This is a genomic window from Mycolicibacterium llatzerense, assembly GCF_000878195.1.
In the GTDB taxonomy this organism is placed as follows: Bacteria; Actinomycetota; Actinomycetes; order Mycobacteriales; family Mycobacteriaceae; genus Mycobacterium; species Mycobacterium llatzerense.
The window spans coordinates 158,433-181,163 of the sequence record NZ_JXST01000006.1; the positions used below are offsets into that span (position 1 = coordinate 158,433).

40 protein-coding genes are annotated in these 22,731 nt (G+C 64.5%); 37 read left to right on the forward strand and 3 right to left on the reverse strand.

The window, feature by feature from the left end; all coding sequences use genetic code 11:
- Window positions 1–78 precede the first annotated feature (78 nt).
- Both TL10_RS06320 and TL10_RS06325 read left to right on the forward strand, forming a co-directional pair.
- A complete protein-coding gene (locus TL10_RS06320) occupies window positions 79–570 on the forward strand; it encodes an ImmA/IrrE family metallo-endopeptidase (RefSeq protein WP_043984934.1) in 492 nt (163 codons plus the stop codon).
- A complete protein-coding gene (locus TL10_RS06325) occupies window positions 567–944 on the forward strand; it encodes a hypothetical protein (protein ID WP_131630686.1) in 378 nt (125 codons plus the stop codon). Before TL10_RS06320 ends, TL10_RS06325 begins: the two co-directional genes overlap by 4 nt.
- 88 nt (window positions 945–1,032) lie before the next feature.
- On the opposite strand, the gene TL10_RS06330 is transcribed toward TL10_RS06325, so the two are convergent.
- From TL10_RS06330 to TL10_RS06340, 3 genes are all read right to left on the reverse strand, one after another.
- The gene (locus TL10_RS06330; protein ID WP_043984937.1) at window positions 1,033–1,461 is read right to left on the reverse strand and encodes a hypothetical protein; all 429 of its coding nucleotides are present in this window, start codon (window positions 1,459–1,461) and stop codon (window positions 1,033–1,035) included.
- Window positions 1,458–1,664 (reverse strand): hypothetical protein, encoded by a 207-nt coding sequence (locus TL10_RS06335; RefSeq protein ID WP_043984938.1) that lies wholly within the window; start codon window positions 1,662–1,664, stop codon window positions 1,458–1,460. Before TL10_RS06335 ends, TL10_RS06330 begins: the two co-directional genes overlap by 4 nt.
- 673 nt (window positions 1,665–2,337) lie before the next feature.
- The gene (locus TL10_RS06340) at window positions 2,338–3,012 is read right to left on the reverse strand and encodes a hypothetical protein (protein ID WP_043984939.1); all 675 of its coding nucleotides are present in this window, start codon (window positions 3,010–3,012) and stop codon (window positions 2,338–2,340) included.
- A 508-nt stretch (window positions 3,013–3,520) separates the two neighbouring features.
- On the opposite strand from TL10_RS06340, the gene TL10_RS06345 reads away from it, so the two are divergent.
- The 35 genes from TL10_RS06345 to TL10_RS06505 all read left to right on the forward strand — a co-directional run bounded on the left by TL10_RS06345 (window position 3,521) and on the right by TL10_RS06505 (window position 22,336).
- On the forward strand, window positions 3,521–3,784 hold the full coding sequence (locus TL10_RS06345) for a helix-turn-helix transcriptional regulator (RefSeq protein ID WP_043984940.1): 264 nt from the start codon (window positions 3,521–3,523) through the stop codon (window positions 3,782–3,784).
- Between the two features lie 58 nt (window positions 3,785–3,842).
- A complete protein-coding gene (locus TL10_RS29465) occupies window positions 3,843–4,700 on the forward strand; it encodes a phage antirepressor KilAC domain-containing protein (RefSeq protein ID WP_082067860.1) in 858 nt (285 codons plus the stop codon).
- Between the two features lie 223 nt (window positions 4,701–4,923).
- Window positions 4,924–5,088 carry a hypothetical protein gene (locus tag TL10_RS31540; RefSeq protein ID WP_202813116.1) on the forward strand — a complete coding sequence of 55 codons (165 nt, stop codon included), beginning with the start codon at window positions 4,924–4,926 and terminating at the stop codon, window positions 5,086–5,088.
- Window positions 5,089–5,113: 25 nt separating this feature from the next.
- A complete protein-coding gene (locus TL10_RS31180; RefSeq protein WP_157850353.1) occupies window positions 5,114–5,275 on the forward strand; it encodes a hypothetical protein in 162 nt (53 codons plus the stop codon).
- Window positions 5,272–5,562: a hypothetical protein gene (locus tag TL10_RS06365; RefSeq protein ID WP_043984942.1), complete on the forward strand. Its 291-nt coding sequence runs from the start codon at window positions 5,272–5,274 to the stop codon at window positions 5,560–5,562. Before TL10_RS31180 ends, TL10_RS06365 begins: the two co-directional genes overlap by 4 nt.
- A gap of 24 nt (window positions 5,563–5,586) precedes the next feature.
- Entirely contained in the window at window positions 5,587–5,811 is a 225-nt protein-coding gene (locus tag TL10_RS06370) for a hypothetical protein (protein ID WP_043984944.1), read from the forward strand.
- A gap of 88 nt (window positions 5,812–5,899) precedes the next feature.
- Window positions 5,900–6,190 (forward strand): hypothetical protein, encoded by a 291-nt coding sequence (locus TL10_RS06375; RefSeq protein ID WP_043984948.1) that lies wholly within the window; start codon window positions 5,900–5,902, stop codon window positions 6,188–6,190.
- On the forward strand, window positions 6,187–6,528 hold the full coding sequence (locus tag TL10_RS06380) for a hypothetical protein (protein ID WP_052506320.1): 342 nt from the start codon (window positions 6,187–6,189) through the stop codon (window positions 6,526–6,528). Before TL10_RS06375 ends, TL10_RS06380 begins: the two co-directional genes overlap by 4 nt.
- Window positions 6,529–6,575: 47 nt before the next feature.
- Window positions 6,576–6,800 carry a hypothetical protein gene (locus TL10_RS30875; protein WP_131630688.1) on the forward strand — a complete coding sequence of 75 codons (225 nt, stop codon included), beginning with the start codon at window positions 6,576–6,578 and terminating at the stop codon, window positions 6,798–6,800.
- Between the two features lie 140 nt (window positions 6,801–6,940).
- A complete protein-coding gene (locus TL10_RS06385; protein ID WP_043984950.1) occupies window positions 6,941–7,558 on the forward strand; it encodes a hypothetical protein in 618 nt (205 codons plus the stop codon).
- Window positions 7,555–8,499, forward strand: coding sequence for a YqaJ viral recombinase family protein (locus TL10_RS06390; RefSeq protein ID WP_043984952.1), 945 nt, complete (start codon window positions 7,555–7,557; stop codon window positions 8,497–8,499). Before TL10_RS06385 ends, TL10_RS06390 begins: the two co-directional genes overlap by 4 nt.
- On the forward strand, window positions 8,496–9,554 hold the full coding sequence (locus TL10_RS06395) for a recombinase RecT (RefSeq protein ID WP_043984954.1): 1,059 nt from the start codon (window positions 8,496–8,498) through the stop codon (window positions 9,552–9,554). Before TL10_RS06390 ends, TL10_RS06395 begins: the two co-directional genes overlap by 4 nt.
- 30 nt (window positions 9,555–9,584) lie before the next feature.
- Window positions 9,585–9,923, forward strand: coding sequence for a YfdP family phage-associated protein (locus TL10_RS06400; RefSeq protein ID WP_043984956.1), 339 nt, complete (start codon window positions 9,585–9,587; stop codon window positions 9,921–9,923).
- Window positions 9,924–9,961: 38 nt separating this feature from the next.
- Complete coding sequence (locus TL10_RS06405) at window positions 9,962–10,804, forward strand: DUF2303 family protein (RefSeq protein ID WP_043984957.1); 843 nt, start codon at window positions 9,962–9,964, stop codon at window positions 10,802–10,804.
- A gap of 2 nt (window positions 10,805–10,806) precedes the next feature.
- Window positions 10,807–10,977, forward strand: a complete 171-nt coding sequence (locus tag TL10_RS31185) for a hypothetical protein (RefSeq protein ID WP_157850354.1) — start codon at window positions 10,807–10,809, stop codon at window positions 10,975–10,977.
- The gene (locus tag TL10_RS06410; protein WP_043984958.1) at window positions 10,974–11,210 is read left to right on the forward strand and encodes a hypothetical protein; all 237 of its coding nucleotides are present in this window, start codon (window positions 10,974–10,976) and stop codon (window positions 11,208–11,210) included. Before TL10_RS31185 ends, TL10_RS06410 begins: the two co-directional genes overlap by 4 nt.
- Window positions 11,207–11,590: a helix-turn-helix domain-containing protein gene (locus TL10_RS06415; protein WP_043984959.1), complete on the forward strand. Its 384-nt coding sequence runs from the start codon at window positions 11,207–11,209 to the stop codon at window positions 11,588–11,590. Before TL10_RS06410 ends, TL10_RS06415 begins: the two co-directional genes overlap by 4 nt.
- Window positions 11,578–12,429, forward strand: coding sequence for a helix-turn-helix domain-containing protein (locus tag TL10_RS06420; RefSeq protein ID WP_157850355.1), 852 nt, complete (start codon window positions 11,578–11,580; stop codon window positions 12,427–12,429). The genes TL10_RS06415 and TL10_RS06420 overlap by 13 nt, the downstream gene beginning before the upstream one ends.
- The gene (locus tag TL10_RS06425; RefSeq protein ID WP_082067861.1) at window positions 12,426–15,110 is read left to right on the forward strand and encodes a DNA methyltransferase; all 2,685 of its coding nucleotides are present in this window, start codon (window positions 12,426–12,428) and stop codon (window positions 15,108–15,110) included. The genes TL10_RS06420 and TL10_RS06425 overlap by 4 nt, the downstream gene beginning before the upstream one ends.
- Complete coding sequence (locus tag TL10_RS06430) at window positions 15,110–15,478, forward strand: ASCH domain-containing protein (protein WP_043984961.1); 369 nt, start codon at window positions 15,110–15,112, stop codon at window positions 15,476–15,478. The genes TL10_RS06425 and TL10_RS06430 overlap by 1 nt, the downstream gene beginning before the upstream one ends.
- Complete coding sequence (locus TL10_RS06435; protein ID WP_043984962.1) at window positions 15,475–16,071, forward strand: hypothetical protein; 597 nt, start codon at window positions 15,475–15,477, stop codon at window positions 16,069–16,071. The genes TL10_RS06430 and TL10_RS06435 overlap by 4 nt, the downstream gene beginning before the upstream one ends.
- The gene (locus TL10_RS06440) at window positions 16,068–16,385 is read left to right on the forward strand and encodes a hypothetical protein (RefSeq protein ID WP_043984963.1); all 318 of its coding nucleotides are present in this window, start codon (window positions 16,068–16,070) and stop codon (window positions 16,383–16,385) included. Before TL10_RS06435 ends, TL10_RS06440 begins: the two co-directional genes overlap by 4 nt.
- A gap of 64 nt (window positions 16,386–16,449) precedes the next feature.
- The gene (locus TL10_RS06445) at window positions 16,450–16,644 is read left to right on the forward strand and encodes a hypothetical protein (protein WP_131630689.1); all 195 of its coding nucleotides are present in this window, start codon (window positions 16,450–16,452) and stop codon (window positions 16,642–16,644) included.
- On the forward strand, window positions 16,644–16,895 hold the full coding sequence (locus tag TL10_RS06450) for a hypothetical protein (RefSeq protein WP_043984965.1): 252 nt from the start codon (window positions 16,644–16,646) through the stop codon (window positions 16,893–16,895). Before TL10_RS06445 ends, TL10_RS06450 begins: the two co-directional genes overlap by 1 nt.
- Window positions 16,896–16,900: 5 nt before the next feature.
- Window positions 16,901–17,140, forward strand: a complete 240-nt coding sequence (locus tag TL10_RS06455) for a glutaredoxin family protein (protein WP_043985006.1) — start codon at window positions 16,901–16,903, stop codon at window positions 17,138–17,140.
- Window positions 17,137–17,514, forward strand: a complete 378-nt coding sequence (locus TL10_RS06460; RefSeq protein WP_043984966.1) for a hypothetical protein — start codon at window positions 17,137–17,139, stop codon at window positions 17,512–17,514. The genes TL10_RS06455 and TL10_RS06460 overlap by 4 nt, the downstream gene beginning before the upstream one ends.
- Window positions 17,511–17,834, forward strand: coding sequence for a hypothetical protein (locus TL10_RS06465; RefSeq protein WP_052506321.1), 324 nt, complete (start codon window positions 17,511–17,513; stop codon window positions 17,832–17,834). Before TL10_RS06460 ends, TL10_RS06465 begins: the two co-directional genes overlap by 4 nt.
- Complete coding sequence (locus tag TL10_RS06470; RefSeq protein ID WP_043984967.1) at window positions 17,831–18,100, forward strand: B-box zinc finger protein; 270 nt, start codon at window positions 17,831–17,833, stop codon at window positions 18,098–18,100. Before TL10_RS06465 ends, TL10_RS06470 begins: the two co-directional genes overlap by 4 nt.
- On the forward strand, window positions 18,097–18,360 hold the full coding sequence (locus TL10_RS06475; RefSeq protein WP_423136058.1) for a WhiB family transcriptional regulator: 264 nt from the start codon (window positions 18,097–18,099) through the stop codon (window positions 18,358–18,360). Before TL10_RS06470 ends, TL10_RS06475 begins: the two co-directional genes overlap by 4 nt.
- Before the next feature lie 198 nt (window positions 18,361–18,558).
- Window positions 18,559–18,885 carry a hypothetical protein gene (locus tag TL10_RS06480; RefSeq protein WP_234711379.1) on the forward strand — a complete coding sequence of 109 codons (327 nt, stop codon included), beginning with the start codon at window positions 18,559–18,561 and terminating at the stop codon, window positions 18,883–18,885.
- 231 nt (window positions 18,886–19,116) lie between these two features.
- Window positions 19,117–19,491 carry a hypothetical protein gene (locus TL10_RS06485; RefSeq protein WP_043984970.1) on the forward strand — a complete coding sequence of 125 codons (375 nt, stop codon included), beginning with the start codon at window positions 19,117–19,119 and terminating at the stop codon, window positions 19,489–19,491.
- Complete coding sequence (locus tag TL10_RS06490; protein ID WP_043984971.1) at window positions 19,488–20,873, forward strand: hypothetical protein; 1,386 nt, start codon at window positions 19,488–19,490, stop codon at window positions 20,871–20,873. Before TL10_RS06485 ends, TL10_RS06490 begins: the two co-directional genes overlap by 4 nt.
- The gene (locus TL10_RS06495; protein ID WP_131630691.1) at window positions 20,870–21,205 is read left to right on the forward strand and encodes a hypothetical protein; all 336 of its coding nucleotides are present in this window, start codon (window positions 20,870–20,872) and stop codon (window positions 21,203–21,205) included. The genes TL10_RS06490 and TL10_RS06495 overlap by 4 nt, the downstream gene beginning before the upstream one ends.
- A 46-nt stretch (window positions 21,206–21,251) precedes the next feature.
- A complete protein-coding gene (locus TL10_RS06500; RefSeq protein WP_131630692.1) occupies window positions 21,252–21,647 on the forward strand; it encodes a hypothetical protein in 396 nt (131 codons plus the stop codon).
- Window positions 21,644–22,336 carry a hypothetical protein gene (locus TL10_RS06505; RefSeq protein WP_043984974.1) on the forward strand — a complete coding sequence of 231 codons (693 nt, stop codon included), beginning with the start codon at window positions 21,644–21,646 and terminating at the stop codon, window positions 22,334–22,336. Before TL10_RS06500 ends, TL10_RS06505 begins: the two co-directional genes overlap by 4 nt.
- Window positions 22,337–22,731: the final 395 nt, after the last annotated feature.

Consider the following 22,731-nt stretch of genomic DNA (forward strand, 5'->3'; position numbering starts at 1 on the left):
GTGTCGGACACGCCGGGTACCCTGCGGGTATCCGGTAGGTAGATAGACTAGAAGCACCGAGGGAGGTGTGAATCAACGATGGCGCTTGTAATCGATGAAGCCAAGAAGGACGCGGAGGACGTGCGCGGCGAGCACTACTGGCTGCATTCCTTCCCCGTGGACGTTGACCGCATCGCGCAGTCGATGGGTCTGCTCATCGAACGCACCTTCCTGCGCGACGGGGTGTCCGGGATGCTGCAGTCGCGTCCTCCGGGAATCCCGACCATCTACGTCGACGAGCGGGAGAACGAAGCACGGCAACGTTTCACCATCGCGCACGAGATCGGCCACTACGTCGAACGCATCAACCGCGGCCAGACCGACTTCGCCTTCATCGACGAGCGCGGCACCAAGTACGACATCCACGAGTTCTATGCCGACGAATTCGCCGGGAACCTCCTGATGCCGGCAGACGAAATCGACCGGCAACGCCGCGAAGGACTCTCCAACGTGCAGATGGCCAAGTACTTCGGGGTGTCCCCTGCCGCAATGGTGACCAGGCTTCGGAAGTTGGAGCGCCGCCCGGCGTGAGCATTGAGCAGGGAGACGAGCCAGGCACTACCCTTGGCGACGGGTTCGATGAAACGCGCTCCGATGACCTCCAAGTGACCTCGGAGACGGTGCCAGATATAGATGGCGCCAAGAACAAAGAAGCTATCCACGACCTGCAGACTGCGCGGGAACAACGCCGCCGCATCGTCACCTTCACCCTCCGGACGGTGTCCGGCCTGCTGATCGCAGCCACGGTGTGCATGGGTCTCTACATGTGGTCGCAGTGGCATGCCATCGACAGCAAGGTAGTGATTGCCTACTTCACTTCCGTCGTGGTCGAGACCATCGGCGTTCTGTACGTCATCACCCGGAACCTGTTCCCGAACGGCGCCAAGAACGGCGATGAGAAGTAGATCTCGGAGTTGCACGCCAGGCTCGCTGATAGTCCATCAAACCCGAAGGCCCCGCTGGAGTTTCACTCCGGACGGGGCCTTGGTCATCTCAGTTCTCCGGGATGGCCCAAATGAATGCGCCGCGCTCGCTCTGCCAGACCATGTTGTCACCGTCGTACGTGACCTGGATGGCGACGTCCTGTTCGCGGCCGTTGCCTGCGTGGACGGTTGCGAGGGCCTTGTAGCTGTTGCCTGAATCCGATGCCACGACAACGGACTTGACCGACAGACGCAGTGGCTGCCATTGAGGGTCGGTGTCGAACTTCTGTTGCATGCTGTTCTTCACCTGAATGCCGAGCGCGGTGTTGCGTGCGGTCTTCGCGAGTTGCGGGTCGGTCGTGGTGGTGGGAGCCGGCTGGACCACGGTGACCGTCGACGGCGCCGGCGAGCGCACGATCCCGCATCCGGAGAGAGACAGTGTGGCGCTGGTTGCCGCGACAATGAGGACGCCGGTCGCGATCTTCATCGGTGCGGTCATCGCCGGCTGTAGTACAGGGAGTAGTGCCCGGGTCCCGTTTCGAAGCAGTCCGCGCTGGTGTTTCCGCTGGCGTGCAACTGCTGTTCTGCCGACTGGCAAGCTGAGCGGTTGGTGCCGAAGTCGACGTTGTCGGCGTGCGCGGGTGCCGAAACTGCGATTGCTGCGGCGGCAGCGGATGTAGCCAGCGCGAGTGTGCGGAACATGGTTCCCCCCCCCTTGTTCTTGTCTGAATCTGTGCTGATCCTAGGAGGTCGCTGTCCGTCGTGGATGCAATAGGTTGAGTTTGCTACCGGCGGTACTGGATAGGCTGCTCCGGTTGCGAGTTTCCTGGCATTGCGTGTGGCAACGTGATGTCGCGGACGGCCGGCTTGCTGAGAACGCGATTACCGCGCACTCGGTAGCGCACCTGGATTTGATCTGCACCGTGCGAATTTGCTGAACGGCAAAAGCGGCAAAAGAGCACCCCCCCCCCAGTTTTGCGCGGTCAGCTAACGCTGCGAAGTTGGCTGGACATAAAGGTGTGTTGAGTAGCGAAATTCGACGCGCCAGCAACATTCATAACAATTGTGCAAAGGCTAGGAATTCCCTGTCAATAAATACGTTAGGTAGGTAAATTAACGCCTACGCCCCGGGGAAGCCGACCGCACGAAAGCCGTAGGAACACAATGATATTCGCTCACCGTCAGGCCGGTCTCCGGTGCCAGAGTTACCGCTGAAAATATATCCGCGCGATGGAATCAAGAAAACTCTACCGGCGAATCCGGGCAGCTTCAGCAACGGGGTGGAAGGGTGGCCGGTGACCCCGAACTCGCCCGCCTGCAGCACGACGTCATGGACAGATTCGACGCTCAGCCATTCGAATGTTGGCCGAAGCCGCTACTGCGCCTGATTGTCTGGGCGTTCGACCTGGCCGGCATTGGACCTACTCCTGAAGTCTCGGAACCGGTCCGGCGCGGATTGACCCTCGTCCGGTGAATCGGCGCCGCGGTTAGCTGGATTCATGTAGCTCCGGAACTGCTCGGCCACGTCCGCCGCAGTTGCGATGAAACCAGCACTACCTGCAGCCGGGTCGGTCTTCTCGTCTAGTTCGCGAGCGTATTCCTGCCCGAGTTCGCGCAGCTTGTCGAAGACCCGTTCATCCCGGTCGGGTTTGTCTGCGCGAACGACTTCGAACAGCAGCGGTCCTAATCCGTGGTGCGTGACGACCATTGTTCCTTGGCTGTTGTCGTGCAGGGTGATGCCGGCGAGCGCCAAGCCGGAGCGCACTTGGTCGCGTGCATCTCGCTCGCTACTGGCTTCAAGGCTTGCGGCCTGGACGACCACGTCCGGATCGGACGGGTCGTACCGGAACACGTTGAATAGGAATGTCTTCTCGTCTTCGGTCGCTTCATTCGATGCTCCCGGCGCCGCGGGCGAATCATGATTGTTGCCTGATTCGGACTGCTCATGTCGATTGATCTCCTGTCGTTGCGCCACAAGTACGCGCAGCACATCGAGTGCCGCGCGCCGTTCCGGTGCTGTCAGGTCATCGATCCCTCGCGGGAGTTCCATTGCGAATGGAACCCTTTGCGGTTGGTGTCCTGCAGCTGTGAACGCAACCTCGTCGGAGACATCAGCTAGCCACCCGATTGCTCGGACTGTTCCGTCCTTGGGCGCCTTTTTGTAGGTGCCGTCCAGGATTTGGGAGATGGTTGTGCGGTTCAGGGATAGTCCCCGGGGCCTCACTTCTTCTTCGTACCTGACGGCATTCTCTACGGCTCGGTAGTCGGTTGGCAGGCCGTTCTCTGCCCGCTTGTCGAGGCCTAAGAGAAGGAGGCTTCGCAGGGTGTGTGCGTTCACGACCGCCAACTTTCCGTAGCGGTTTCTCGGTGTACCAGCGACGCGCCCTCATGTGTGAAAACCACAAGATCAATCGTCGCATGTCAGATAGCCAAGTCAGTGGTTGACGGTTTGAAAACCACAGTGCTACCGTCTGCGCAGACAGTTGACACGTTGAAAACTGGGAGGCAACATGAACCGCGCACGACGCAAACCACCCGTACTGAGGAGGGATTGCTGGATGGAAGTCCGCGACCCAGCCGCGATGAGACGGGCCCGCAAGGAGAAGCGCTATTCGCAGCGCGACCTCGGGCACCTTGTCCGGCGCACGCAGACCACGATCCACAAGATCGAAACCGGTCAGCTCAAGAACATCTCCGAGGACCTGGCGCTCGCACTGGCCGGTCGACTCGACCGGCACTGGGAGGACTTGTTCATCGCCCATGACGAAGTTCGCACGCCCGCAGTGTCAGCGGTCTGCGCAGACAGACGCCAGCCGGCATAAACGAAAGCCCCCACCCGGCCAGGGGTGAGGGCCAACCGACGGAAAGGAACTGCTTCCAATGTCAGACCTGACGCTACCCGACTCAAGAGACGAGCGTGATCAGCTCGCAGGCCGTACTGACGTGATCGACAAGGTCGGCGCGCTCCGCTGCCTCCCCGATGACACGCACGCGACCACTGAGATGGTCGCCGAGTTCTACGAGGTAGGCCGAGAAACCATCCTCACGGTCGTCAAGCGCAACCGCGACGAGCTGGACGACGACGGATTCCGCGTGATCGGCCGCAGTGAAGTCACGTCCATCTTGAACTTGACTCCAGAAGACCTCGGCATGCCGAGCACCGCGCCGTCGATGAGCTTGTTCCCGCGGCGCGCAGTGCTCCGTATCGGGATGTTGCTGCGCGACAGCGAGGTGGCCCGCCAGGTCCGTGATTACCTCCTGGACGCGGAGCGGGAGTCGCCGGCCCGCGACCTGACTGAAGACGAGAAGCTGTTCGAGGCCTTCCAAATCCTCAAGCGCCGCAACGACAACCTCGCCATCGAGAACCAGGCGATGGCCGACAAGATCGCCGAAGACGCTCCCAAGGTCAACTACGTCGAGCTGTACGTCGCGGACACGGACTGCCTGAAGCTCCGCACGGTCGCCGCGAACAACAACGTCGGCGAGGAATGGCTTCGGGACCTGCTCGTCGACAAGGGCTGGATCTACGTCGAGACCGAGCGGCGGTTCTCTGAATCCAAAGGCTGCGTGGAGATTCGCCGACGCTACTCGGCGTACGCGCACAAGCGGTCGTACTTCAAGCCGATCGAGACCCACGAAGCGCCTCGTTTCAAGGGCGAGGTCATGCACACCCTCAAGGTCACCCCGAACGGGGCGGAGGCTATCGCCCGTCTGGTCGTCCGGGAGGCAGCGGCGTGACCTACTGCTCTTCACCGCCTCCCAAGGTGCAGCACTTTCCGAAGCCGAAACGGCCTGTCTATCAGACGAAACCGAGGTCGAAGTGATTGTTGTTCATCAGCTCGAAGAGGTCGATCGGGAGATTCTGCAGCCGTTGGGCTGGACGGACGGTGTTCGTTGGTTGAAGCGTCGTATCGCTGCAGGTCAGATTCCTGGTAAGCGGTTGTCTCGCAACGTATTTGTGATGACGGACAAGCACATCGAGGAGTGGCTCGAGGGCGACGCTGCCCCGGTCGCGGAGCCGGTGTCCGAGCCTGTAGCCGCGCCGGCGGCGGGCGAGCCGGTCACCTTCCTGCACGGATTGTCTGCGAGGTCGGCCCGCCGGTTGAAGTCGCCGGTGACCGCATGACCTCGTCGATCGGCGGACTGCGCCCGTGACGACGCTGATTGTTCTCCTCTTCGCGGCTCTTCTTGTCCTGCTGGCTGTTTCGCTGCTGCTGTGGGGCGCGAACCGCGATCTGCATGCCGCGCTGCGCAGCCAGATCAGGCCGCCGGCCCCGGTGTGCGCTGACGAGCTGGTGAGGCGTCAGCTGTGATCCGACTGCTGCGGTGGCCTTTTGAACAGGTCGGCGCGTTCATTGACAACCTGCTCCCGGCAGCTGAGGACCTGCGCGCTCGGGTGCAGCTGGCCCGCGAGGAGCGGCAGGGCCGCGAGGCCGATGAGCTGTTCGAGTTCTTTCAGCAGGGTGCCGATCGGCGGCACCCGTCCCCGGGGGTGGTGAGCGACGGCCCCCTACCTACGGCGCCCGCCCCCGGGGAACCCCACTTCGAGCGGTACTACCTGGATCGATTTGTCCAGGCCGACAACAAGTTTCAGAAGTAGCGGTTCAATCCCAAGGAGTCACGCGTGGCACTTCATCCGTCAACCCAGCACCTGATCGACCTGTTCGATTTCGACCACCTGCCGCCGCACCTGCAAGACGTCAGTAGGGAGCTCGCCGAGGTCGCTGCGTTCATGGTCGGCGTTCTCGGCGAGGGTCCCGAGCTGACCACCGGACTTCGGAAGCTGCTGGAGGCCAAGGACTGCTTCGTTCGGCAAGCCGTCATCGACGCGCGCAAAAAGACCAGCTGATTCGGCAACGCCGACAACAAGTTTCAGAAGTAGGCAGGCCCGCGCCGGGCGGAATCCGGCACGGGCCACGACATCGAAGGGAACCCCCATGTCAACAACCAGCGTAGCAATCTCCATAGGCTCCCGCGGCGAGGAACAGTTCGAAGCCTGCGAGAGTGGGAACTACTTCGTTGAGGACACCTCGCCAGTCTCCGACGCGACCAATATCCGCGTCCATCTCGACGAGTTCGCCTACGTCACGATGACCGTCGGCCAGTGGAAGGCCTTGGTCGGTGCGGTGTACCTCGGCATCGAGGCGATCCCGGCCAAGCGCCAGCAGCGGCTGGAACGTGAAGCCCGATCGCGTGCACTGGTCGCCCAGGCGGCGGTGCAGTCATGATCCGCAAGGCGCTGTTGTTCCTCGGCCTGACTACGTGCTGGCTAATCCCGATGATCGGGCTGCTGGTCATCCCGGCGCGCGCTGATGCGCCGTTCGTGATGTGCCCGAGTGGTCGTGCTGGTGTGGCCACCTCTGTGACAAGTTGCGCGTTCGCCGACAACGTCCGCCGCGGGTACTTGGCCCAGGGGAATGGCGAGGTCATCGCCTACAGCCCGGTCACTGATGCCGTGTACGACATGTGGTGCCAGCCCGGCTACCGGGCGGCATTCAGCAGCGGCGTCGTGGTGACGTCGGCGCTATGCGTCGGCGGCAGCAACGCGGCGGTGGTGGTCTGGTGAGCGCGATGACTGGGGCGATGGCGCCGTGGGAGCACGAGGTGTCGTAGATGCTCGGGAAGGCTGTCGCCGCTGTTGCCTCGAATCCCGCTGTGGCTGTTGCACTTCGGCATCACGTGATCTCGGCCGTGGTGGCCCTCGACATCATGCTGCTCGACTTCGACGCAGAGTGCGAAGAAGCGTCAGACGCGATCGAGCGGCAGCTGGCCGACTGGCGCGCCGAAATCGACTGGGCCAACTACAAGGTGCGCCACTTGATCGGGGCCGCGGCATGAAATGCAGCAGACCGAAGTGCTCAGGAAATGCCGCCAAGCGTGGGCTGTGCCAAAAGCACCACGATTACTGGTGCGCCCAGAACCCGCCAGTCCCAGCAGCTTTGGTAGCGGCTCACATCAATCGGCTACGTGAGTCGGGGATGAGCGGGACGTGCATCGCTGACCATGCGGACGTAGCGTTTTCCGAGGTCTACCACATCATCAGGGGAGACCGGACCTATGTCCTGTCGGACGTCGCCCGCAAGATTCTCGCCGTCGAGCCGGTGCCGATGTTCGAGTGGAGTCCGGGCCGTCAGGTGCCAAGTATCGGATCCGCGCGGCGCATCCAGGCACTGGTCGCGTTGGGCCACACACAAGCGGACCTAGCGGCCGAGATCGGCTGCTACGAGAACCGTATCCCTCGAATGATGCGCCAGCCGTTTGTCACAGTGGCATTCGCACGGGACGTCGACGCGCTGTACCGGCGGCTGATGTTCACGCCGGCGCCGGACACCCTGGCGGCGCGCCGATCCCGCCAGCGGGCGCAGCGCGCCGGGTGGTGGCCACCGTTGGCGTGGGAGGACATCGACGACCCGGCCGAGAAGCCCGAACGGAAGCTGAGGTACCGGGCGAACTCGGTCGCCCCCTTCGATGACCGATACCAGGACGTAGTCGCGATAGGGGTCAGGGGAGACGCGAACATCGCTGAACGCCTGGGTATCTCAGAGGTGTCGCTGCGGACTATGCGGTCCCGCGCTGGATTGGCGGTACCGGCATGACCGCCATCAAACCCGGATCGCCTGAGTGGCTGAAGATCATCACGCCGTCGAAAGTGCCGTCAATCCTGGGTATTTCACGCTGGAAGTCGCAGCGCGAGCTTTGGCTCGAAATGGCCGGCATCATCGAGCCCGCGCCGATCACCGAGGCCAAGCAGGATGACTTCGACTACGGGCACGCAGTCGAGCTGGCTGCCCGCGAGTACTGGCTGTACAAGGCGAACCGTGGCCTGCCCGACGGCACAGGCTGGCGGCTCTCGCGCGGCGAGGTGCAGATGCTCAACACCGCGCTGCCGTTCGACAACCTTGCCACGGTCGACCTGCGGGCGTCGATCGGCAGCAAACGCCGCTGCGTCGAGGTAAAAAAGTCTCGCTCGCTTGAGGAGTGGGGCGACGACGGTAGCGGCGTGGTTCCGCAGGACTACGCGGCACAGGTGATGACGCAGATGCTCATTACCGGGTGGCACGAGCAGGCCGACCTCGTGTTGTGGCCGCAGTTCGGGATGCCGCGTATCTACGTCGTCGAGTGGGACCAGGACGTGGCTGATTGGATCGTCGAGCGTTGCGTTGCTTGGTCTGCGTCGCTGGCTGCCAATGAGCCGCCGCCGCTGGATGATTCGGTGTCCTGCTATGAGGCGATCCGTCGTCTGCACCCGGACATCGACGGCAGCGAGGTCGAGGTCCCGCCGGCGCTGGCTCGGCAGGTTCTGGACTGGCACCGCGAGCTGGGCCAGACCGAGAAGACTGCGCGCAGCCGCAAGACGGAGCTGCTGGAGCTGATGGGCGAAGCGAAAACCGCTGTGTGCGACGGCATCAAGATTGCCGGCCGTCAGCCGGGGCGCGGCGGTTCCGTGTCTCTGGTCATCGCGCAGAAGAACTACGACGCGCTGTTCGAGCGTCACCCCTACCCAGAACTGTCCACGACAACGGAAGAGATTGCATGACCACTGAAATCGCCACCGCCGCAACGACGGAAATTATCACGGCCACGACCACGACGCTCGCTATCGCCGACAGTCAGACCGAGTTCACCGAGGCGCAGATCGCCGGCCTCAAGCAGCTCGGCATCGACGACGCCCCTCGCGGCGACCTGGACGTGTTCTTCCACACGTCCAAACGCCTTGGCCTGGACCCATTCCAGAAGCAGATCTACATGATCGCCCGCAGAACCAAGGTCGGCGGATACAACGGCGAGGCTGAGCGCTGGGAGAACAAGTACACGATCCAGGTCGGCATCGACGGATTCCGGGTTACTGGGCATCGAGTTGCGCGGCGTGAGGGTGTCGGTCGACCGATCGCACATCGCCAGTTCTGCGGTCGGGATGGCATCTGGCGCGACGTGCTCATTGAGGACGGTCCGCCGGTCGCCGCGAAGTGTGTAATCAGCTGCGGTGGTGAGGTATTCGCGGAGTCGGTCGTGAAGTTCGCCGAGTACGTCCAGACGACGCGCAACGGCGACCCAACCGGCCAGTGGCGCGACAAGCCAATGACGATGCTCGGCAAGTGTGCCGAGGCGGCGGCCTGGCGCTCGGCGTTCCCGCAAGACTTCTCGCAGGTCTATGAGCCGGCCGAGTTCCATGAGGTGATCGACGGTGAGGTCGAGCCGGTCCGTGTCCGGTCGGAGCGCTCCGGCGGTGTCGCTGCGCTGCGCGAGGCCGCCGCCGCGGAGAAGTCCGACACCGTGGCGCACGAGACGGCTGCAGCGGCGGCCACCGCGGCGCAGGCGTCGTCCGGTCGACTGTCGGACGCTGCGCGCAAGAAGTGGATTGATCGCCTGGGCGAGTTGTGGACCGCGGCCGACGTCGCCGACGGTGGCGACCGCGGCACGATCGCGGCGTCGATCCTCGATCACCCGGTCGATCCCAACTCTGACGATGACCTCAAGGCCGTCGTCACCAAGCTCGACGAGTGGAAAAAGGCCGGCGAGACCGAGTCCCAGGTCCGGGAAATCCTCAACGCTGCAGCACTCGCCGCGGCCAATGCCGAGCAGTCCGAATAACCAACCGCCACAACCCGAAAGGCAACACCTATGTCTGAATCCGAAGCCCAGCCGGAAACCGGCACCGAGCTGCAGCCCGGTGATGTCACCGAATTCCTGGTCGTGCTCACCCAATTGAACAAGGGCAGAACGCAAGTCGAGTTGACCAAGGCGCTACACGAGGTCGTCGACGCCGCGCTGGCGACCGAGAAGAAGGGCGGCTCGGTGACCCTGAAGATCAAGGTCGAGCCGCTCGAATCCGGCGCAGTGTCCCTCATCCCCGACGTCACGTGCAGCCCCGCCAAGGACCCCGCCGGAACCATCTTCTTCGCCGACGGCGACGGCACCCTTTCGCGCGACAACGCCGGCATGTTCTACGGCAACCGCTGACCACCCCCAACCAAACCCTCTGAACTGAAAGCGAATCCATGCCCGACAACACCATCGAACTGCCGAACCACACCGTCGAACTGATCGACGAGACTGGCGCCGACGGCCCCCTGTTCCTGGCGACCGCGAACAGCGCGCACAACCTCGAGCAGCGCGTCATCGATATCCGCAAGGAAGCGCCGGACGCCTTCCCGCCCAGAACCGTTCCGGAGCGCGTTGTCACCGACAAGGATTCGTTCGCAGCCGAGCTCGAGCGCCGCAAGCTGATCGAAGGCGTCTCGACCGTCTGGGGTAACCGCCAGCGCGGCGAATTCACCGCGGTCTACGACGAACTCGACCCCAGCGCAGTGCGGGACTACACCCGCCGCCACGACCGCCTGGTCCTGCGCTTCATCAAGGACCCCGACTGGGACACCCTCTTCAAGGCTGCCGACGGCGAATACCACAGCCAGGAAAAGTTCGCCGACCTCATCGAGTCCGCCGGCCACCTCATCACCAGCCACCCGGCCGCCGATCTGGTGGAACTCGTCAACAACATTCGCGGCAGCTCGAAGGGATCGTTCGAGTCGCGGATCAACCGCAGCACCGGAAGCCTGAACCTCACCTACAGCGAAGAGGTCACGGTCCGGGGCAAGTCCACCACGTCATCCGGCGAGCTCGAGGTTCCGAAAGACATCACCTTCGCGGCGCGGCCGTTCGAGGACTACCCGCTGGTCACGGTGAAGTGCTGGCTGCGGCTGCTCATCAGCGGCGGCCAGATGCGAATGGGCCTGTTCCCGCAGCCGTACGAGCACCTCGTGCGCGACGCCTGGAACGTCGTCACCGGCCAGGTCGCCGAGCAGATCGGCGCCAAGGTCTACGCCGCGAATATCGGCCGCTGACCGTGGCTGCGCAGTTCTGCCGCCACTGCGGTGTCGACATCTTCTGGATGGAGTCGATCTCGCAGTGGTGGCACATCACCGGCGAGAACGTCACCCATGCGTATCGCGGCTGCCGCGACAAGGCGGGGAACCTGACCGGAGCCACCCTGGCGGCACCCGAGTTGGTCCCGTGACCGCGGTGCTCGAGCTGCGCACCCTGCGCCCCGCGTCCGGGCCCGACATCGAGACCCGGGCGCGGTGCCAGGACGACGGACACCCGGCCGGCTGCTTCAACCCCCTCTGGCCGGGCACGTTCTGCCACTGCGGCCGCGTCATCTACGCCGGCGAACTGCCGATCGTGCGCTGGACGAGGCCGCCCCGAACCGACACCCGCAGACCAGTTTTCATCCCCAAGGATCCCCGATGAATTTCCCGAACTTCGAGAAGGCCAATCAGGCCCGCACCAGAACGGCGGCCGAGCGCACCGTGGCGGAGGCGTGTGTCGCACTCGACGTCATCAACTGCCACGAGCCCACCAACAACCGTGACCACGACGCCGCGTTCATCCACTGGCACGCGCTGAAGGCCCGACACGACAACCCCCAGGCTTCCCTGGCGGAGATCGCCGCCGGCCTCGGCATCACCAAGGACACCTACTCGGCACGCCTCCGCCGAGCCCTCCGGTACGCAGCGAAACTGAGGGAGCTACACAAGCCTGTGTTGCCGCCAGGCATCGAACGGTGCGGCGAATGCGACGTCGTGGTGCCCTGCAAGACGATCGCGACCCTCGACAAGTGGGGCGTCTGATGACGTTCACCTGCACCCGCTGTCAGAAGCCGAAGGACGGGAAGCGGAGCCGCGGCATGTGCCACGCCTGCTACATGGCCTGGCATAGCCGACAAACCGCCTACGGCCGCTTCGAATCTCGGCACACCCCGGCCGGCCCGGTCCGCGCCCACATCACGATGCTGCTCGCCGCTGGCCTGACGATCCGCGCGCTGGAGTCGGCAGCTGGTGTCAACCGGAAGTCGATCAACAAGATCCTTCGCGGCAGCACGAAGACGATGGTCGAGAACGCGGAGAAGCTGCTGGCGTTGCAGCCGCCGGCCGCCGTGCACGAGGTCGCGGCTGACCATCAGCCGATCGATGCGACTGGCACGCGCCGCCGGCTCCAGGCCCTGATCGCATACGGGTACACGCAATCCGACCTCGCGGCCCGCCTCGGCATCACCGACAGCACGCTGAGCAAGATCGTCGTTCGCGATGGCGACGTCCTGGCCGTCACTGCCCGCAACGTCGCGACGATGTTCGACGCACTGCAGACCACACCGGGCACGTCCGCACGGTCCCGCCGGCGCGGCGCAGCCAACCGCTGGCCCGTGCCCATGGCGTGGGACGAGGACACCATCGACGACCCGGGCGCCCAGCCGGCGCCCGTCGACCGCGAGAAGGTTTCGTTCCTCGACCGATATGACGAAATGCGCCACGAATTGGGCATTTCCGACGTCGACATCGCCCGCAAGTTGGGGATGAAGTTCGACACCCTTCTCCGCCAACTGCAGCGGTACGACCTCCCCGTCAGCGCCGAGTTGGCGTCACTCGCCCGCGGCGAGCGCAACAAGCGCGAACGAGGCAGCGCCGCATGAGAACCGGGCCCATCATCAACCCCTGCCACCATTGCGACCACAACAAGCTCGCCCATGACGCCGTCGACGGTCATTGCGTCGCGTGCCGGTGCCGCGGCTACAAGCTCGCCTACAGCCATTTCGTCGCGGCCAAGGCCAAGCTGGACCGGTCGTTCGGCCACAAGATCGCTGACGGTGACATTCACCCGATGTTGAAGCCGCATCAGCGCGATCTGGTGCGGTGGGCGGTCGCCGGCGGCCGGCGCGCTGTGTTCGCCGCGTTCGGTCTGGGCAAGACGGTGATCCAGCTTGAGATTCTGCGGCTGACCCTTCGTGCGCACGCCACGCATGAGGGGTACCCGCCGCACAGCTCGAGCTCGCCGAACATGCCCGGCGTTCGGGCGCTGATCGTCTGCCCACTCGGCGTGCGGCTGGAGTTCATGAACGATGCCAAGAAGCTTGGCATCACCGTTCGGTTCATCCGATCCACGCTCGAGCTCAACAAGCCGGACATGTACGCCGACATCTACCTGACCAACTACGAGTCGGTGCGCGACGGCAAGGTCGACGTCGACTGGTTCACGGCCGTCAGCCTCGATGAGGCATCGGTGCTGCGGTCGTTCGGCTCCAAGACCTACCAGTCGTTCCTGGAACTGTTCGAATCGGTGCCGTACCGCTTCGTGGCAACGGCGACACCATCTCCGAACCGGTACAAGGAACTGATCCACTACGCCGGCTACCTCGGCATCATGGACACCGGCGCCGCGCTCACTCGTTGGTTCCAGCGGGACTCCACGAAGGCCAACAACCTCACTCTGTACCCGCACCGCGAGCGGGAGTTCTGGTTGTGGCTCAACACCTGGGCCGCGTTCCTGCAGTCGCCGGCCGATCTTGGCCACGATGCGACCGGCTACGACTTGCCGCCGCTGGACGTGCAGTGGCATGAGGTCGACCCGCCGGCCGAGGACTTCGACTACGACCGCGATGGCCAGGGCCAGTTGGTGCGCGGGGTCTCGCTCGGACTGTCCACTGCCGCCAGCGAGAAGCGGCGCTCCCTGCCGGCCCGGCTCGACAAGCTCATGTCCATCGTCACCGACCATGCCGCGGCCGGCGACGGGCAGCTGGTCATCTGGTGCGACCTCAACGACGAGCAGCGCGAGATCGAAAAGGCACTGGGCGCAGCGGGTATCAGCTTCTCGTCAGTGCACGGGTCACTCGACCCCGATGAGGTGGAACGGCGCCTGTCGGAGTGGAAGAACCGAGACACGTACGCGCTGATCGGCAAGCCGGTGATGCTCGGCCAGGGCATGAACCTGCAGCAGGCGCACGTCTGCGCCTATATCGGCATCACGTTCAAGTTCAACGATCTCGTGCAGTCCCTGCACCGGGTACAGCGGTTCGGCCAAACCGAGCCTTGCACAGCGCATCTCATCCACTCCGAGACCGAACGCGAAGTCGTGCGCGTCATCAGAGAGAAGTGGTCCCAGCACAACGAATTGGTAGGAACCATGACCAACGTCATCCACGAGTTCGGCCTGGACGCCGACGCAATCTCCGAGGCACTGCAGCGGTCCATCGGTATCGACCGCATCGAAGCATCATCCGGCGATGGCTCGTGGCTGTTCGCCAACAACGACTGCGTGCCCGAAACACAGTCCATGGAAACGGATTCGGTCGACCTGATCGTCACCAGCATCCCGTTCTCGAACCACTACGAGTACACCCCCAGCTACAACGACATGGGCTGCACCGACGACAACGACCACTTCTGGGCACAGATGGACTACCTGACCCCAGAACTGCTGCGCGTGCTGCGGCCCGGGCGCATCTACGCGTGCCACGTCAAGGACCGCATCCTGTTCGGAAACGTCACCGGCGCCGGCGTGCCGACCGTCTCACCGTTCCACGCCGAAGCTCTGTTCCACGGCCGCAAGCACGGATTCGACTACCTCGGCATGATCACCGTCGTCACCGACGTCGTCCGCGAGAACAACCAGACCTACCGCCTCGGCTGGTCCGAGCAGTGCAAGGACGCCACCAAGATGGGCGTCGGCTCACCGGAATACATTCTGCTGTTCCACAAGCCGCAGACCGACCGATCGCGCGGCTACGCCGACGTCCCGGTCTCCAAGGACAAAGCCGACTACAGCCGGGCCCGCTGGCAGGTCGACGCGCACGCATTCTGGCGGTCGTCCGGCGAGCGGATGCTCACCCCGGATGAGTTGACCCAACTGCAGCCCGACCAGCTGTCAAATCTGTTCACCCAGTACACATTGCAGGACACCTACGACTACGAGTCGCACATCAGGATCGGCGAAGTACTCGACGGCCGCGGCGCGCTACCCGCCACCTTCATGTCCCTCGCGCCCGGCTCCTGGGCGCCCGACGTGTGGCACGACGTCAACCGAATGATCACCCTCAACGGTGAGCAGAAGCGCCGCAACGTCCAGATGCACATCTGCCCACTGCAGTTCGACATCGTCGACCGGCTCATCGTCCGCTACTCCAACGACGGCGACCTCGTCTTCGACCCGTTCGGCGGACTCGGCACGGTACCGCTGCGTGCCCTCAAGCATGGCCGCCGCGGGCGCGGCGTCGAGCTGAACCCGGGCTACTTCCTCGATGCGGTCAAGTACCTGCAGGCGGAGGAACGGCACCGGGAAATGCCGTCGCTGTTCGACCTGGACGAGGCGGCCAGCTGATGCCGCGCCTGATGTCCGTATCGCTCACTGAGGCCGCGGTGGTCGCCCGCACGAAGACCGTCACCCGACGCATGGGCTGGCTGAACCTGAAAGACGGCGACCGGCTCACCCTGTGTCGAAAGGTGATGGGCCGCAAGAAGGGCGAGCCTCTGGTCCGCATCGTCGACGTCGAAATCGTGTCGGTCCGGAGAGAACCGCTCTGGCTCATCACCCCGCCCGAAGTCGCGCGCGAAGGCTTCCCCGACTGGTCGCCGGCCACGTTCATCGAGTTCTTCTGCGCATCACACAAGGGCTGCCTACCGGACAGCCTCGTCACCCGAATCGAGTGGCGCTACATCGAAACCGACAGACAGGACAACGCCCAATGAGCGACATCGTCTTCCTCGACACCGAAACCCTCGGAACCGAAATCGATTCCCCGATATGGGAACTCGCCGCGATCCGCCGCCACGCCGACGGCAGCGAGACCCCGCTGCACATCTTCATCGACCACGAACCCGAGCCGTGGATGAGCAACCCCAAGTTCCCTGATCGGTTCAAGGACGATTACCGCGCCCGGTACCGCACCGACAACTCGCTGACCCGCTCCGACGCGGCCGGCGTGCTGAAGAACTTCCTCACCGGCCGCCCGCACCTCGTCGGCGCCGTCACCAACTTCGACACCGAACGGATCGCCCACCAACTGTTCCGCCCCAAGGGAATCGGCGAGGTCTGGAACTACCACCTCATCGAGATCGAGAACCAAATCGTCGGATACCTGCGTGCCGTGTCGGAGCTGATGTCCCCGTTCGCGGTATTCGGCCACAAGTCGGTCGACGAGCTCCTACCGTTGCCCTGGAACTCCAACGACCTCTCCCGCGCCATCGGCGTCGACCCCGACGAGTACGACCGGCACACCGCGATGGGCGACGTCCGGAGGGTCATGGCCCAATACGACGCCATCCATGGCGGCAACCGATGAACGAGCCGGGGACAGCGCTTCCCGATGCGGAGCTTCAGTACCCGGTGTGCGGTGCATGTGGCGCCGACACCGACTACGACGGCGACACCTTCTCCTGCGACGACTGCCAGCTCCAGTTCGATCGCGATGATCTGACCGCATCGTTCCTCGATGAGGACGCGGCGGTCTGCGGCGCAGCCTGTGACAACAAGTGGCACGGCGCCAACATGATCAAGCCCGGCGTTCGATTCGAATGTGGGACTTGCCTACTCCCATCGGGCCACAAGTCCGATCACTGGACCCACTGCCGAACCTTCGCCGAGTCCCGGTCATGACCGCGGAATCCCTTGTCGCCTGGCGCAACCGACGCCGACACCACCGAACCGCGTGGAGAATCCGGTGAGCAGAATCCGCCCGCACACATGCGGCGACCCCGGCCCCGGTGACGCGCACTGCACCGACGATGACCCGGGCCACCGGTATTCGTGCTACGACGGCGGCGACGACGTGTCGTTCAACCACCGCCAGGACTTCCGCCACGACTGCGACGACCCGAACTGCAGCCGACAGCACTTCACGAACGAAGGCGACTGATGGCTGGGCCGCCGTTTCACTTCGATGCTGAGCACTTTCCGGCAGCGCACCCCGGCGCGATCGACGACTGCCCCGACTGCCGGCCCGCGCCGCCGACTGTCTGGCAGGACTCATTTCGCAACGGTCCTGGCGCGCTGTGGAGCCTCCCGAGCCACATGCCCATCTACGTCTTCGATGGACGGCTGGCCGACGTACTGCAGTTGTCCGGCGCTGCAACAGAACTCGACTACTACGAAGGGACCACAGCATGAATGCACTGGTGGTAACCGTCTACACCAAGCCCGCGTGCCCAGCCTGCGACGCGACCAAACGCCGGCTGAAGAAGCTGGGCATCGAATTCCACGAAGCTCAGATCCTCGACGGCGAATACGCCGAAGCGCTCGCCGAACTCGGCATCACCCAGGCCCCCGTCGTCTGCGCATCCGTCGACGGCGACGAGCAGACCTGGGGCGGATACCGACCCGACCGCATCGACGCACTGGCGGGTGCCCGATGAGCGAATTCGGTTGGAAGGTAGGCACACAGGACGACCTCGTTTACCTCGAAGGTCGCAAGACCGAACCCAACGGCGACTACCAGGTCCTGTCGCGAGGAACGCTGGAACCTGATCCGGCGCGCGGACTGGCCGCTCTGCTCACCAAGGCAGCAGACGACAGCGACCGCCTGCACGGGAGAACCCCGATTCATCGCCCACCCGCCAGTGCGCAGGCCGACGAGGTCGGGCAGCTGCGCGCCGCGCTCGCGACACTCGTCGACCCCGACGACTGCCAGTTCGACCACCACGGCGACTGCCAAGCACACGGCTTCTTCGACGGACCGTGCGGACACGCGGTCGCCAAGGAACTACTTGCGCGGGAGGAGAACCGATGAGCACCGAGACCCGCGACGCCTTCGCCCAAGCCATCTGCGAATCCACGTCCGCAGGGAAGCTGTTCCCTTGGGCGACACTGACCGAGCGGGAGCGCGACGCGTGGCGCCGAATGGCCGAGGCCGCGATGTCGGTGCCGGGCTACGCCGTAATCAAGCTGCCCACTGTCGCGCACAAGGGCCCGCACGACACCGACGCGATGTTCTTCCGTCAGGTGGCAGATCGGTTCGAGCACAATCCAGATAGCTACGTCGGCGGCAGCAATGTGCGTCATGCCGTGTCCCAGCTGCTGCGGGCCGCCGCGGCGGAGGCCGAACGGTGAACACGCTCGAGGTGGTCCTGGCGCGCCGCAACCGCCGCGCCGCCTGGAACAAGCACGCCGCCACACTCCGGGACGCCGACAAGCCCAAGCCGAGCGGCCCCAAGCCCGGCAAGGGCAACGGCCGGCCGCTGACCCACGGCCACGAGAACGCCTACTGGCGGCACATCAAGGCCAACGAACCGGCCTGCGACGAGTGCATCGAAGCGCACGAGCGCGCCAAGGAACAACAGCGCATCCGCCACCACGAGCGCAAGGCCGCCGGGTGAGGGCCGTTGTCGCACAACCCAGCCGAGCATCCATGCGGGGCGAGCACTGGCGCCGGTATGCGGCGTGCCGAGGCCTCGACCCTGACGTCTGGTTCCCGCTCACGAACAACGCGGCCAGCACCAAGGAGGCGAAGCGGGTCTGCCGCGGCTGCCCGGTGCGCGCCGAATGCCTGCGCCACGCACTCGACTTCTGCGAGCAGTTCGGCGTCTGGGGCGGCCTCACCGAGCGCGAGCTCCGCGCGCTGAGGAAGGCATCGTGAGCGACCCGCGCATGACCGAGCTGTTTACCCCCGCCCAGCTGCGCGCGATGGGCCGCTGCACCGAATGCGGCTGGGCACCAGGGGAGCAGGGCCACCGTCCCGACTGCCCCGAAGACGCTTCCAACAACGAAAGAGGTACGTGACGTGGGCTTGCCATGGGTCAGATTGGACAGCCAATTCGCTTCGAATCCGAAGGTTTTGCAGCTGGTTGAGGGCAAGAAACACCGCGCTGCACTGGCCTACGTGTGCTCACTGGGCTACTCGGGAGCCCACGGAACCGACGGCTACCTGCCGCCGACATGCCTGCCGTTCATCCACGCGACCAAAGCTGACGCGACCGAGCTGATGAGGGTCGGTCTCTGGCATGCCGTGCCCTCTGGCGGGTGGGAGATCAACGGCTGGATGGAGTTCCAACCATCCAATGATGAGACCCGCGACCGCAGGTCAAGGGCCGAACTCGCCTCGAAGAAAGCGAATTGCGTTCGGTGGCATGGGAAGGACTGCGGATGCTGGAAGACCACCTAGCCGGATATCCGAATCGGAGTCCGAACCGGATATCCGAATCGGATGCGAAAACGGAGTCCGGCCAAGGACTCCCACGTACGTACGGACGGACGGACTTACGGAGACGGACTCACCTTGCCAGCAGATCTCACGTTCAGAATCGCGCGCAGGGGGGTAGCAAGATTCTCCCCATCGCAGAGGTGAATCCGGCGCCGGCCGCCGCCGCTACGCGCGGCCTCCAGGCGGTGCCAGATGCCTGACCGATACGGCGAGGACGACGACCCGGTCCTGGACTTCGACTCGCACCGCCGGGCCCGCGACACCGCCGCCGCGCGCGAAGCTGCGCAACGCCAGCGCGAGCGCCTGGGCGAGACGCGCGCTGTCCATGCCCCGATGACCAACGACCAAGCCAACGCCGCCCGCCAGCACCAGCGCACCGTGACGGAGCAGGCCGAGAAGCGCCGCAACGCATCCCGCATCGCCAACTGCCCGCTCTGCAACAACGAGGGCTACCGCGGCAACCAGGTCTGCGACCACATCGACCACACCGAAACCAACACCCGCGGCATGGCCAAATGCCACGAAGTACTCGCCCAAATCGCCGCCAAGAAAGGCACCACCCGATGACCCACACCTGCATCGCCAACACCGCGTGCCGGGCCGCCGTCATCGAGAACGGCGCCCGCCGGCCCGCCTACACCGAACAGCCCGACGCGCTCTGCGACGGCTGCACCGACGGCCACCGCGGCGACATCCACCGCCTCCCACGCGACTACGCGATGCTCCGCGCCACCCTCGGCGAGCACCGCGCCCGCGACGGCGCACCCGTGCACTCCACGCCCTCACCAGTGGTGCTGATCGACTCCACCAGCGACCGGCTCATGACCGAGATCGTCGAGTGGGCCCGATTCGCCGCTGATCGCGTCTCAGACGCCCTCAACACCGATCTGCCGGACGGAGGACGGAAACTGCCCAGTTTGCGTCTCGACGGGGCGCACAGACCGCCGCAGGCCGGGTCCCTGGCCGACCGCCAGCACGAACTCAGCCGCCCGCCCGAACACCAGCGCCTCGCCGCCTACCTCGCCATCGTCGAACCCCACATCGAACTCCTCGCCACCCTCCCCACCGAGGAGGTCACGATCTGGGCCCAACCACGCCGCTGCGCCCCACACGCCGAACAGGTCGCCGCCGCCAGCCGCACACTCGAGCTCGCCCGCGATACCCGCATCCATGCCGAAATCGTCGACGCCACGAACAGCCTGCAGGCCGCCTTCGCCGCGGCCGGCGCCTGCGACGAATGCTGCGGCTGGGCGCCACGCGGCCAGGCTCGCCAAGAGATGCACCTCTCCGGCCTCGACGTACTACTGCGCCTCACCCGAACCCACCACCTCATCCGCCAACACCTCGGACAGACCAAACTCCGATTCCGGCTCACCATGCCCTGCCCGAACTGCGGCGCGGCCATCACCCGCGAAGCCGGAAAGTCGTTCTCGACGTGCGAAAACGACCAGTGCACACCCAAAGGCCCATCGTCATGGACCGAACGCGAATACCGATTCCTCGCCGGCCTCGTGACCGACGAAGAACGCACACGCACCACCATGAAATGGCTACTCGCAGAAGCCTATGCACGCCTCGACGGCATCACAGACCTCATCCACGACCTCGCGACAGACAAAGTCATCAACCAGTCCGAAGCTGTAAAACTCATTCTCGGAGCACTCACCCCACGGATGGCCGGCCACGCCACCCCCGAAGACCGAAAAATCGCCTCCGACAAGGACGCCACCACACTTCGCCAACAGGACCAAGACGCCTGGGCATGGAAACGCGAACCACGATACGAAAAGCCAAAACGCAAGGGCAGCAAGAAAACCGAATCCAAGCCAGCGGACCGCGTCACGCCGTCCTCGCGCTCCACCGTCACCGACACCATCATCGAACCCGCAGGTCGCAACGAAAAGTACTGCGAGCCATGCAAACTCATCCACGCCGGAGAATGCGCATGACCATCCACAACTTCGCAGACCAGGAATTCCTCAGCAACCCCGAAGCCGGCATCGTCGGCGACTGCTGGCGCGCCTGCATCGCCAACGCACTATCCCTGCCCATCGCCGACGTGCCGCACTTCGTGCGCGACCACGACACCGACTACGTCGAAGCCACACAGCAATGGCTAGAACAGGAAGGCGAACTGCCCCTGGTGTTCTGCCCGCCGACATTCACCTGCGCTTCGCCATCCTCCTCGGCCGCTCCCCACGCAACGTCCAGCACGCAGTGCTCGTCGACGCCACGACCGGCGAGATCATTCACGACCCACACCCCTCCAGGGCCGGGTTAACCACGCGGACAGGCGTTTACGTCTTCTATGAAGAAGGGCTGTCCCTGTGACCAATCCACCATTCGACAGCTCACCCTGGACCCTGTCGTGGATCTGCATGTGCCCGATATGCAGATCGGGACAAGGTTCTGCCGGCCGCGCCTACGCCGCATTCCTCGACGACGTGTCCCTCACCATCGCCTACAAGCGATGGCCACCCGTACCGCCGACGCCGCCGAACCTCCCGGCCCGGCGCAAATGGATCGCACGCCGCAGCCGAATCATCGTGGACGGCAAGACCGTCTACCTCCTCGGCTGGGACCTCGTCTCACCCTCCGGCCGCGTTCGCTGGTTCATCAGCCGCGACGTCCTCGCCTTCATGGCGCCACAGGTCCGACTCGAAGAGCTCAAGGCCCAGAGCTTCGAAATCCTGCAATCCATACGGGTGGAACTCATCTCATGACCGACGTCATCGACCGCATCGACGAACTCATCGACGAACAACTCGCCGCCGGCGAACCCGAAAACGGATGGGACTACGGCGACCCCGAATACCCCGAATGCCCACACTGCGGCCGAGATTGGCACGGCCTACCCATCAACCGATGGGGGTACTCCGCCGTGATGTGCGAGGGTTCCACCTTCATCGGTCCGATGCAGGACCCCTGGGGCCTCCGGCCACACCGCGAGGTATTCGTCCGCATCATCGCCAGCATCGACACGGACGCGATAGCCCGATTCCGCGCACAGATGGAACAGGTCGCCGCAGCGCTCGCCGCAACCGGACAGGCATTCCTCCAGGTGTGGCCGTCGTGGAATCTCTCTGTCGGCGACTGGTACCAACAAACTCCGCCCCAGCGCGGATGGTGCAAAGACCCCACCCAGCCAGCCGCATTCCACGATCTCACCTGGACGCCGGGTCCGCACAACTGGCACTACGAAATGCAGCGGCCGCCACTGCAATTCCCGCACAGCCCACATCCATTCTTCAGGTATGCCAGCCCGTCCGAAGCGCTGATCCGACAACACTGGGACGAATTCAACGCACCCGCGCACCCGCTTCCGGAGCGCCCAGAATTCGACTTCACCAAGTACGACCTGGACCCGGTCCACGGAGTGTTCGCCGAACCCCGCCGGAGAGGCCGGCGCTGATGGCCACATTCCCAACCCCCAACTGCCCCAAAGGCAACCCGAACTGCAAGGGACACCGCCACTTCCGAGGAGGCGGAATCCACGACGGCGCAACCGAATGCGCCGAGAAAATCACCGCCGAAGAATTCCCCGACCTCATCGGACTCGGCCTCGGCCGGCCAATGCGGTCCTGGTATCGAATCGACCGCACCAACAGCCACGGCCCCGAAGTCACCTACCAATTCACCGGCCACGGCGACCACGGCCCAACCCGCGAGCCCGGCACCACGAAAGGACTCTCAATGACGTTGTCAAGCCGCTGCAGAGGCGATTTGATGCGCGTCGGGTTCCCAGGTCCGGTTGTCACGAATGAGTGCGTAGAGGACGTTCACGCGGCGGCGGGCCAGGCAGATGGT

Excerpts from the sequence above, each read along its gene's own strand:
- TL10_RS06430 (WP_043984961.1), top strand. The coding sequence starts at position 15,110 with ATGCCGCGCCTGATGTCCGTATCGCTCACTGAGGCCGCGGTGGTCGCC.
- TL10_RS06460 (WP_043984966.1), top strand. The coding sequence starts at position 17,137 with ATGAGCGAATTCGGTTGGAAGGTAGGCACACAGGACGACCTCGTTTAC.
- TL10_RS06385 (WP_043984950.1), top strand. The coding sequence starts at position 6,941 with ATGAGCGGGACGTGCATCGCTGACCATGCGGACGTAGCGTTTTCCGAG.
- TL10_RS06435 (WP_043984962.1), top strand. The coding sequence starts at position 15,475 with ATGAGCGACATCGTCTTCCTCGACACCGAAACCCTCGGAACCGAAATC.
- TL10_RS06330 (WP_043984937.1), bottom strand. The coding sequence starts at position 1,461 with ATGACCGCACCGATGAAGATCGCGACCGGCGTCCTCATTGTCGCGGCA.
- TL10_RS06485 (WP_043984970.1), top strand. The coding sequence starts at position 19,117 with ATGCCTGACCGATACGGCGAGGACGACGACCCGGTCCTGGACTTCGAC.
- TL10_RS06405 (WP_043984957.1), top strand. The coding sequence starts at position 9,962 with ATGCCCGACAACACCATCGAACTGCCGAACCACACCGTCGAACTGATC.
- TL10_RS06505 (WP_043984974.1), top strand. The coding sequence starts at position 21,644 with ATGACCGACGTCATCGACCGCATCGACGAACTCATCGACGAACAACTC.
- TL10_RS06375 (WP_043984948.1), top strand. The coding sequence starts at position 5,900 with ATGTCAACAACCAGCGTAGCAATCTCCATAGGCTCCCGCGGCGAGGAA.
- TL10_RS06335 (WP_043984938.1), bottom strand. The coding sequence starts at position 1,664 with ATGTTCCGCACACTCGCGCTGGCTACATCCGCTGCCGCCGCAGCAATC.
- TL10_RS06440 (WP_043984963.1), top strand. The coding sequence starts at position 16,068 with ATGAACGAGCCGGGGACAGCGCTTCCCGATGCGGAGCTTCAGTACCCG.
- TL10_RS06415 (WP_043984959.1), top strand. The coding sequence starts at position 11,207 with ATGAATTTCCCGAACTTCGAGAAGGCCAATCAGGCCCGCACCAGAACG.
- TL10_RS06340 (WP_043984939.1), bottom strand. The coding sequence starts at position 3,012 with ATGGAACTCCCGCGAGGGATCGATGACCTGACAGCACCGGAACGGCGC.
- TL10_RS06400 (WP_043984956.1), top strand. The coding sequence starts at position 9,585 with ATGTCTGAATCCGAAGCCCAGCCGGAAACCGGCACCGAGCTGCAGCCC.
- TL10_RS06425 (WP_082067861.1), top strand. The coding sequence starts at position 12,426 with ATGAGAACCGGGCCCATCATCAACCCCTGCCACCATTGCGACCACAAC.
- TL10_RS06395 (WP_043984954.1), top strand. The coding sequence starts at position 8,496 with ATGACCACTGAAATCGCCACCGCCGCAACGACGGAAATTATCACGGCC.
- TL10_RS06380 (WP_052506320.1), top strand. The coding sequence starts at position 6,187 with ATGATCCGCAAGGCGCTGTTGTTCCTCGGCCTGACTACGTGCTGGCTA.
- TL10_RS31540 (WP_202813116.1), top strand. The coding sequence starts at position 4,924 with ATGACGGACAAGCACATCGAGGAGTGGCTCGAGGGCGACGCTGCCCCG.
- TL10_RS06465 (WP_052506321.1), top strand. The coding sequence starts at position 17,511 with ATGAGCACCGAGACCCGCGACGCCTTCGCCCAAGCCATCTGCGAATCC.
- TL10_RS30875 (WP_131630688.1), top strand. The coding sequence starts at position 6,576 with ATGCTCGGGAAGGCTGTCGCCGCTGTTGCCTCGAATCCCGCTGTGGCT.
- TL10_RS06495 (WP_131630691.1), top strand. The coding sequence starts at position 20,870 with ATGACCATCCACAACTTCGCAGACCAGGAATTCCTCAGCAACCCCGAA.
- TL10_RS06320 (WP_043984934.1), top strand. The coding sequence starts at position 79 with ATGGCGCTTGTAATCGATGAAGCCAAGAAGGACGCGGAGGACGTGCGC.
- TL10_RS29465 (WP_082067860.1), top strand. The coding sequence starts at position 3,843 with ATGTCAGACCTGACGCTACCCGACTCAAGAGACGAGCGTGATCAGCTC.
- TL10_RS06450 (WP_043984965.1), top strand. The coding sequence starts at position 16,644 with ATGGCTGGGCCGCCGTTTCACTTCGATGCTGAGCACTTTCCGGCAGCG.
- TL10_RS06390 (WP_043984952.1), top strand. The coding sequence starts at position 7,555 with ATGACCGCCATCAAACCCGGATCGCCTGAGTGGCTGAAGATCATCACG.
- TL10_RS06345 (WP_043984940.1), top strand. The coding sequence starts at position 3,521 with ATGGAAGTCCGCGACCCAGCCGCGATGAGACGGGCCCGCAAGGAGAAG.
- TL10_RS06490 (WP_043984971.1), top strand. The coding sequence starts at position 19,488 with ATGACCCACACCTGCATCGCCAACACCGCGTGCCGGGCCGCCGTCATC.